Origin of the sequence: Streptomyces sp. A3M-1-3 (assembly GCF_024213665.1) — a bacterium.
Classification (GTDB): Bacteria; Actinomycetota; Actinomycetes; order Streptomycetales; family Streptomycetaceae; genus Streptomyces.
This window is the reverse complement of sequence record NZ_JANAVP010000077.1, coordinates 1-1160: the sequence shown is the minus strand read 5'-3', so window position 1 is coordinate 1160 and position 1160 is coordinate 1. Positions and strand designations below refer to the sequence as shown.

1 protein-coding gene is annotated in these 1160 nt (G+C 65.7%); it reads right to left on the bottom strand.

Going from position 1 to position 1160, the window contains the following annotated elements:
- Complete coding sequence (locus NLX86_RS34220; protein ID WP_254375722.1) at window positions 1-1098, bottom strand: IS630 family transposase; 1098 nt, start codon at window positions 1096-1098, stop codon at window positions 1-3.
- Between the last annotated feature and the right edge of the window lie 62 nt (window positions 1099-1160).

Genomic DNA, 1160 nt, shown 5'->3' with positions numbered 1-1160 from the left:
CTAGTGTCCTGCGCCGGAGATCCGTCGGCAGAAACGGGCGAGGGAGTCGAGGATCTCCTCGGCTGTCTTGGTCCAGATGAACGGCTTGGGGTCTTCGTTCCAGTTCTTGACCCACTTGCGGATGTCGGCTTCGAGGGCCTGGACGTTCTTGTGTGCGCCACGGCGGATCATCTGGTCGGCCAGGAAGCCGAACCACCGCTCCACCTGGTTGATCCACGAGGAACCGGTCGGGGTGAAGTGCATCTGGAACCGCGGGTGTTTGACCAGCCATGCCTTGATCGCGGGAGTCTTGTGCGTGCCGTAGTTGTCCACGATCAGGTGGACCTGCAGGTGCGCGGGCACCTCCTTGTCGATCCTGATCAGGAACTTCTTGAACTCCGCTGCCCGGTGCCGGCGGTGCAGGGCACTGATGACCTCGCCGGTGGCGACATCGAACGCCGCGAACAAGGTGGTCAGCCCGTTGCGGACGTAGTCGTGGGTGCGGCGTTCGGGCATGCCCGGCATTATCGGCAGGACCGGCTGGGACCGGTCCAGGGCCTGGATCTGCGACTTCTCGTCCACCGAGAGGACCACCGCGCCCTCGGGCGGGTTGAAGTACAGGCCGACGACGTCATAGACCTTCTCCACGAACAACGGGTCCGTCGACAGCTTGAACGTGTCGGTCAGATGCGGCTTGAGCTGGAACTTCCGCCAGATCCGGCCGACGGTAGACTTCGACAGGCCGCTGCGGTCCGCCATCGACTTGCGCGACCAGTGAGTGGCGTTCTTCGGGATCTCCTCCAGCGTCGTGACCACGACCGCCTCCACCTGATCGACGCTGATGGTGGGCGGCCGGCCCGGCCGGGGCTCGTCGACCAGCCCGTCCAGCCGGTCGGCGAGGAACCGTCGCCGCCACTTGCGGACCGTGTCCGCGGCCACCCGCAGATCCCGGGCGACCGCAACGATCGGCGGCACCTCCGGCCCCGCGCACGCCAGCACAATCCGTGCGCGCAGGGCCAGCGCCTGGGCCGACGTCGCCCGACGCGTCCACCGCTCCAATACAGCCCGCTCATCAGCAGAGAGCAGCAACGGCTCCAGCTTCGGACCCCGACGAGGAATAGACGCACCAGCAGCAGAAGTCACACAACAACTAACGATCAACTACTGGCGCAGGACACTAG